Raw genomic sequence first — 7291 nt, forward strand, 5'->3', positions numbered from 1 at the left:
ATGAGCAACATCGAACTGGCCGCCTGGTCGTTCCCGGTCCTGCTGGGGCTGATCTTCGTCCGCGTGCCGATCGGGCTGGCGATGGCCCTGTGCGGACTGGGTGGCGCCTACCTGATCTACGGCACGCCGCTGCCGCTGCTCAACCAGCTCAAGCACGCCACCTACACGACCTTCGCCAACTACAACCTGTCGGTGGTGCCGCTGTTCCTGCTGATGGGGCAGTTTGCCGCGCTGGGTGGGCTGTCGCGCTCGCTGTTCAAGGCCGCCGAGACCTGGATCGGCCACTGGCGCGGCGGGGTGGCGATGGCGGCGGTGGGCGCCTGCGCGGGCTTTGGTGCCATCTGCGGCTCCTCGCTGGCCACCGCCGCCACGATGGGGCAGGTGGCGCTGCCGGAATTGCGCCGCGCCGGCTACGCCGGCGGCCTGGCCACCGCCTGCCTGGCGGCCGGAGGCACGCTGGGCATCCTGATTCCCCCGTCGGTGGTGCTGGTGATCTACGCCATCCTGACCGAGCAGAACATCGCCAAGCTGTTCCTGGCCGCCTTCATTCCCGGGATCCTGGCGGCGGTCGGCTACGTGATCGTGATCTCGATCGTCGTGCGCCTCAGGCCCGAGAGCGCCGGGCGCATGGAGCCGGCGCCGTGGGGGCAGCGCTGGAAGGCGCTGGCCAGCACCTGGCCGGTGATCGTGATCTTCCTGGCGGTGGTGGGCGGCATCTACAGCGGCGTCTTCACGCCGACCGAAGGGGCCGCGGTGGGCGCATTCGGCACGGGGCTGGCGGCGTGGCTGGGCGGCGGGCTCAACCTCAAGACGCTGCGCGAGGCCGTCTTCGGCACCGCGGTGGCCACCGGCATGATTTTCATGATCGTGCTGGGGGCGGGTCTGTACAACACGTTCCTGGCGCTGTCGCAGCTGCCCCAGGAGCTGGCGCAGTGGGTCATCGGGCTGGGGTTGAGCCCATGGCTGGTGCTGGCCATCATCCTGGTGATCTACCTGCTGCTGGGCTGCGTGATGGACTCGCTGTCGATGATCCTGCTGACCATCCCGATCTTCTTCCCGATGATCATGGGGCTGGATTTCGGCCTGTCGCCCGAGGAAACGGCGATCTGGTTCGGCATCCTGGTGCTGATCGTCGTCGAGGTCGGCCTGATCACGCCGCCGGTGGGCATGAACCTGTTCGTCATCAACAACCTGGCGCGCGGCGTGCCGATCGTGCAGACCTACCGCGGGGTGCTGCCGTTCGTGCTCAGCGACCTGGCGCGCACGGCGATCCTGGCGGCGTTTCCGGCCATCACGCTGCTGGCGCTGCGGCTGACCTCCTGATGCCGGCGCAAGCGAGGAGGGGCGGACCATGAAGGCAACGGCTGCGAGGTGCGGGGCGGACGACGGGGCGCCCGGCAGCGTGCAGCGCGTCGGACTGCTCGGGCTCGGCGAGGTTGGCACGATCTTCGCGCGCGCCCTGGCCCGGCACGGGCTGGCCTGGCTCGGCGGCTGGGACGTCAAGCTCGCCCCTGGCCATCCGGAACAGGCCGAGGTGCGCGCGCGGGCCCGCGAGGCCGGCGCCGAGGCGTGCGCCGACGTGGCGGCCCTGTGCGCCCATGCCGACCTGATCATCTGCGCCGTCACGGCCGCCAACGCGGTGCCGGCGGCGCGGCAGGCTGCCGCCCACCTGCGCCCCGGCACCTGGTGGCTGGACCTCAACTCCGCGTCGCCGGCGGCCAAGCAGGAGGCCGCCGCCATCATCGAGGCCGCCGGCGGCCGCTACGTCGAGGCGGCGGTGATGACCTCGGTGCCGCCGTACGGCATCCGCGTGCCGATGCTGGTGGGCGGGCCGCACGCCGGCGCGTTGCTGCCGGCGCTGCGCGCCTGGGGCATGCAGGTGGAGCTGGCCAGCGTCCGGCTCGGCGTGGCCAGCGCCACCAAGATGTGCCGCAGCATCATGATCAAGGGGCTGGAGGCGCTGGTCATCGAGAGCTACACCGCGGCGCGCCACTACGGCGTGGAGGACGCGATGCTGGCCACGCTGCGGGAAACCTTCCCCGGCGTCGACTGGGAGGGGCAGGGCGGCTACTTCTTCCAGCGCGTGGCGCAGCACGGGCGGCGGCGTGCCGAGGAGATGCGCGAGGTGGCGCGCACGGTGCGCGAGGCGGGCCTGGCGCCGCTGCTGGCCGAGGCGATCGCGCGCAAGGACGACGAAGTGGCCGACGCGCGCGCGGCCGGGGTCTTCAGCGCGGTGGAGCCGCGGGCGCCATGGCGGGCGTGGGCGGACGCGCTGCTGGCGGCGCGCCGAAGCGCTGACGGCACAGCTGGCGGATGACGTCGGCGGCGGCCTGCTGCGTCAGCGTCGCCGGGCGGCGGTCGCAGGTGGCCAGCGCCACGTGGGCATGCAGCGCCGGCTCCACGATCGGCCGTGCCGCCAGCGTCGCGGCGTGAGGGCTGGCGGCCACCGCATGCGGCGACAGGATCGCCGCGCCCACGCCGTCGGCCACCAGTTCCAGGATCGCCGCCACGCCGTCGATCTCCAGCTCGATGCGCGGCTTGCAGCCCAGCGCCGCCATCGCCGCGTCCACCTGCACGCGCAGCGCGTTGGGCCGGCTCGGGATGACCAGCGGCAGCGCCGCCACCTCACGCAGCGTCAGCGGCAGCGGCGGATCTTCCGCCAGCCCCGGCGTGCGCCGCTGCACCAGCACCAGCGCCTCGTCGAACAGCGGCTCGAACGTGACGTCGGCCAGCGCCGGCGGGTTGTAGGCCAGCACCAGGTCCAGGTGGCCCTGCACCAGCGCCTCCAGCATCGCCACCGTCAGCCCTTCGCCGATCGACAGCGTCGCCTCGGGCAGTGCGCGGCGGAAGGCGCGTGTCAGCGGCACCGCCAGCGTGCGCGCCAGGCTGGGCGGCAGCCCGATCGCGACGCGTCCGGCCAGTGCCCCGCGCACCCGGCCCAGCTCCTCGCGTGCACGCGCCACCTGATGCAGGATGCCGCGTGCGTGCGCCAGCAGCACCTTGCCGGCCTCGGTCGGCACCGCGCCGCGGCCGTTGCGCAGCAGCAGGTGCTGGCGCAGCTCCACCTCCAGCGCGCGGATCTGGCGGCTCAGCGCCGGCTGCACCACGCCCAGGGCGTGGGAGGCGCGCGTGAAGCTGCCCAGCTCCGCCACGCGCACGAAGTACTCCAGCTGCTTGAGGTCCATGGCGACGAGTCTAACGCCATGCCATGCCAAAGTGCCATAGCAGCTAGCCACGTCATGCGCGAACGTGACGGCTGGGGCGCGGCACAATGCCGACGATCCGCCAACCGTCCACGCTGCCATGACCTCCGCCATGCCCTGCAACCCGAGCGCTCCGCTGCGCGGCCTCTCATCGATGGCGACGCGGCGCGTGCTCGCCGAGCTGGTGCGGGCATGGCACGACGCGGGAGGGGCGCCGGTGGCGATCGAGTCGGTCGGCGGCGTCGAGGCCGAGCGGCGGGTCGCCGCCGGCGAGCCGTGCGACGTCGTCATCCTGGCGGCCGATGCGATCGAGCGGCTGCTGCAGGGTGGGCACGTGCTGGCCGGCTCACGCGTCGATCTGGTGCGCTCGCCGGTGGCGGTGGCGGTGCCGGCCGGCGCGCCGCGGCCGGCGCTCGGCAGCGCCGCGGCGGTGCGCGCCGCGGTGCTGGCGGCGCGGCGCCTGGGCGTCTCCACCGGTCCGAGCGGGCGTGCGCTGCAGGCGTTGTTCGAGCAGTGGGGGCTGGGGGCGCACGTGCGCGAGCGGCTCGTGGTCCCGCCGCCCGGCGTGCCGGTGGCGCGCCTGCTGGCCGCCGGCGAGATCGACCTGGGCTTTCAGCAGCTCAGTGAGCTGATCCACGAGCCGGGCGTGCAGGTGGTGGGCACGCTGCCGCCCGAGATCGCCATCGTCACCACCTTCAGCAGCGCCATCGGCGCCGGCAGCGCCCGCGCTGCGGCGGCGCGCGCGCTGCTGGCCTTCATGGCCGCGCCAGCCGCCGACGAGGCCAAGCGGCGCGAGGGCATGGAGCCGGCACGGCTCGCCCCGCGCCCGTCCGATGCCGCGCCGCCGGCCTGAGCCGCTTGTTCCATCCGTCACGAGGGCATCCCCAATGCGTCCACCCCTGGTCATCGACGTCCACGGCCACTACACCACCGCGCCCAAGGCGCTGGAAACGTGGCGCAACCGCCAGATCGCCGCGCTGGGCGATCCGGCCCGTGCGCCCCGCCCGAGCGAGCTGCGCATCGGCGACGACGAGATCCGCGAGTCGATCGAGACCAACCAGCTCGCCAGGATGCGCGAGCGCGGCGGCGACCTCACCGTCTTCAGTCCCCGCGCCAGCTTCATGGCGCACCACATCGGCGACTTCAACACCTCGGCCACCTGGGCGGCGATCTGCAACGAGCTGGTCTACCGCGTCACCCAGCTGTTCCCCGAGCACTTCGTCGGCGCGGCGATGCTGCCGCAGTCGCCAGGCGTCGATCCGCGCACCTGCATCCCGGAGCTGCGCAAGTGCGTCGAGCAGTATGGCTTCGTCGGCGTGAACCTCAACCCCGACCCCTCCGGCGGCCACTGGCGCGAGCCGCCGCTGACCGACCGCTGGTGGTACCCGATCTACGAGGTGATGGTCGAGTACGACATCCCGGCGATGATCCACGTCAGCACCTCGTGCAACGCGTGCTTCCACACCACCGGGGCGCACTACATCAACGCCGACACGACGGCGTTCATGCAGCTGATCCAGGGTGACCTGTTCAAGGACTTCCCGACGCTGCGCTTCATCATCCCGCACGGCGGCGGTGCGGCGCCTTATCACTGGGGCCGCTACCGGGGGCTGGCGCAGGAGCTGAAAAAACCCCCGCTGCAGCAGCACCTGCTCGGCAACGTGTTCTTCGACACCTGCGTCTACCACCAGCCGGGCATCGACCTGCTGACGCGCGTGGTGCCGGTGGACAACATCCTGTTCGCCAGCGAGATGATCGGCGCCGTGCGCGGCATCGACCCCGAGACCGGCCACCACTACGACGACACCAGGCGCTACGTGCTGGCCACGCCACACCTGGACGAGGCCGCGCGGCGCAAGGTGTTCGAGACCAACGCCCGCCGCGTCTTTCCGCGGCTGGACGCCAGGCTCAAGGCGCGCGGCCTCTGAGGCGGCGCGCGCCAACCGATCCCGCAGGAGTCCCCACCATGCACTACGAACTCGGCGTCGTCTACCGCAACGTCGTGCGCGCCGACCGCGAGGTCGCCGACGCGCTGGCCGCCTTCGGCAGCGCCACCGTGCACGAGGCCATGGGCCGCGTCGGCCTCATGAAGCCCTACATGCGCCCGATCTGGGCCGGCGCGCAGGTCGGCGGCACGGCGGTCACGGTGCTGCTGCACCCCGGCGACAACTGGATGATGCACGTGGTGGCCGAACAGATCCAGCCCGGCGACGTGGTCGTCGCGGCGCTCACCGCCGAGTGCTGCGACGGCTACTTCGGCGACCTGTTGGCCACCAGCTTTCAGGCGCGCGGGGCGCGCGCGCTGGTGATCGATGCCGGCGTGCGCGACGTGCGCACGCTCACCGAGATGCGCTTTCCGGTCTGGAGCAAGTGCATCAGCGCCAAGGGCACGATCAAGGCGACGCTGGGTTCGGTCAACATCCCGGTGGTGTGCGCCGGCGCGCTGGTGCACCCGGGCGACGTCATCGTCGCCGACGACGATGGGGTGGTCGTGGTGCCGCGCGACAAGGCCGCCGCGACGCTGGAGGCGGCACGCCGGCGCGAGGCCGCCGAGGCCGACAAGCGCGCCAGGCTCGCCGCGGGCGTGCTGGGGCTGGACATGTACGACATGCGCCCGGCGCTGGCCAAGGCCGGCCTGCGCTACATCGACTGAACGGGAGGGCCTCGTGAACCGACCCACCACCGGCGGCTTCGCCAAGACCCCCGGCTGGCTCGACTGGTACGACGGCCCGAGCCGGCCGCGCCTGCGGCTGCCGGATGGCGCGGTGGACGCGCACTGCCACGTCTTCGGTCCCGGCGAGCGCTTTCCATACGCGCCCGAACGCAAGTACACCCCCTGCGACGCGGGCAAGGACGACCTGTTTGCGCTGCGCGACCACCTGGGCTTTGCGCGCAACGTCATCGTGCAGGCCACCTGCCACGGCGCCGACAACCGCGCGCTGGTGGATGCGTGCCTGGCCAGCGGCGGACGCGCGCGCGGCGTGGCCACGGTGCGGCGCGACGTCGCCGACGCCGAGCTGGAGCGGCTGCACGCGGCCGGCATCCGCGGCGTGCGCTTCAACTTCGTCAAGCGGCTGGTGGACTTCACGCCGAAGGACGAGCTGCTCGCGATCGCGCAGCGCATCGCGCCGCTGGGCTGGCACGTCGTCGTCTACTTCGAGGCGCCGGACCTGCCCGAGCTGTGGGACTTCTTCACCGCGCTGCCCACCACCGTGGTGGTGGACCACATGGGCCGCCCGGACGTGACGCAGCCGGTGGACGGGCCGCAGTTCGGGCTGTTCGTGCGCCTGCTGCGCGAGCACCCCAACGTCTGGACCAAGGTCAGCTGCCCGGAGCGGCTGTCCGTCTCGGGGCCGCCGGCGCTGCCGGGCCGTTGCGGGCCGGACCGGCCGCCGTACGCCGACGTCATCCCGTTCGCGCGCCGGCTCGTGGAGGCTTTCCCCGACCGCGTGCTGTGGGGCACCGACTGGCCGCACCCCAACCTGAAGGACCACATGCCCGACGACGGGCTGCTGGTGGACTGGCTGGCGCACATCGTCCCGGACGAGGCGCACCTGCGCCGGCTGCTGGTGGACAACCCGATGCGCCTGTACTGGCCCGACGAGTGGAAAGGAGCCTGACGCGATGGCCCTGCACAAACCCTACGCCGACATCCCCGGCACCGTCATCTTCGACGCCGACCAGAGCCGCAAGGGCTACTGGCTCAACCAGTTCTGCATGAGCCTGATGAAGCCGCAGAACCGCGCGCGCTACCTGGCCGACCGGCGCGCCTACCTCGACGAGTGGCCGATGACCGAGGAGCAGAAGCAGGCCGTGCTGGACGGCGACCTCAACCGCTGCATCCAGCTCGGCGGCAACATCTACTTCCTCGCCAAGCTCGGCGCCACCCACGGCAAGAGCTTCCAGCAGATGGCCGGCTCGATGACCGGCATGACCGAGGAGGAGTACCGCGCGATGATGCTGGCCGGCGGACGGCGCATCGACGGCAACCGCTACCTCGGCGAGGACGGCGACGCCCAGCCGCACCGCCAGCCGCAGGGCCACGGCAGCGGCCGCCTTGGCGACCCGGCGACCGATCAGGGTGTTCA

Annotated in this window: 8 protein-coding genes; 7 read left to right on the plus strand and 1 reads right to left on the minus strand. The window is 72.3% G+C overall.

Features of this window, described 5'->3' with window-relative positions:
• Both Tsedi_RS09400 and Tsedi_RS09405 read left to right on the plus strand, forming a co-directional pair.
• Positions 1–1323 carry a TRAP transporter large permease gene (locus Tsedi_RS09400; RefSeq protein ID WP_143895955.1) on the plus strand — a complete coding sequence of 441 codons (1323 nt, stop codon included), beginning with the start codon at positions 1–3 and terminating at the stop codon, positions 1321–1323.
• A 28-nt stretch (positions 1324–1351) separates the two neighbouring features.
• Positions 1352–2317, plus strand: a complete 966-nt coding sequence (locus tag Tsedi_RS09405) for an NAD(P)-dependent oxidoreductase (RefSeq protein ID WP_143895957.1) — start codon at positions 1352–1354, stop codon at positions 2315–2317.
• Here the strand turns inward: Tsedi_RS09405 and Tsedi_RS09410 are convergent.
• Positions 2226–3185, minus strand: a complete 960-nt coding sequence (locus Tsedi_RS09410) for a LysR substrate-binding domain-containing protein (RefSeq protein ID WP_143895959.1) — start codon at positions 3183–3185, stop codon at positions 2226–2228. The genes Tsedi_RS09405 and Tsedi_RS09410 overlap by 92 nt on opposite strands.
• A 118-nt stretch (positions 3186–3303) precedes the next feature.
• On the opposite strand from Tsedi_RS09410, the gene Tsedi_RS09415 reads away from it, so the two are divergent.
• The 5 genes from Tsedi_RS09415 to ligA all read left to right on the plus strand — a co-directional run.
• Entirely contained in the window at positions 3304–4056 is a 753-nt protein-coding gene (locus Tsedi_RS09415) for a substrate-binding domain-containing protein (RefSeq protein WP_246099248.1), read from the plus strand.
• A gap of 46 nt (positions 4057–4102) precedes the next feature.
• Positions 4103–5131: an amidohydrolase family protein gene (locus Tsedi_RS09420; RefSeq protein WP_143895980.1), complete on the plus strand. Its 1029-nt coding sequence runs from the start codon at positions 4103–4105 to the stop codon at positions 5129–5131.
• Positions 5132–5169: 38 nt separating this feature from the next.
• Positions 5170–5856, plus strand: a complete 687-nt coding sequence (ligK, locus tag Tsedi_RS09425; RefSeq protein WP_143895961.1) for a 4-carboxy-4-hydroxy-2-oxoadipate aldolase/oxaloacetate decarboxylase — start codon at positions 5170–5172, stop codon at positions 5854–5856.
• 13 nt (positions 5857–5869) lie between these two features.
• Positions 5870–6823 (plus strand): amidohydrolase family protein, encoded by a 954-nt coding sequence (locus Tsedi_RS09430; RefSeq protein ID WP_143895963.1) that lies wholly within the window; start codon positions 5870–5872, stop codon positions 6821–6823.
• A gap of 4 nt (positions 6824–6827) precedes the next feature.
• Positions 6828–7291: protocatechuate 4,5-dioxygenase subunit alpha (ligA, locus tag Tsedi_RS09435; protein WP_143895965.1), on the plus strand; the 464-nt coding region annotated here is incomplete at its 3' end.

It is taken from the genome of Tepidimonas sediminis, from assembly GCF_007556605.1.
GTDB lineage: Bacteria > Pseudomonadota > Gammaproteobacteria > Burkholderiales > Burkholderiaceae_C > Tepidimonas > Tepidimonas sediminis.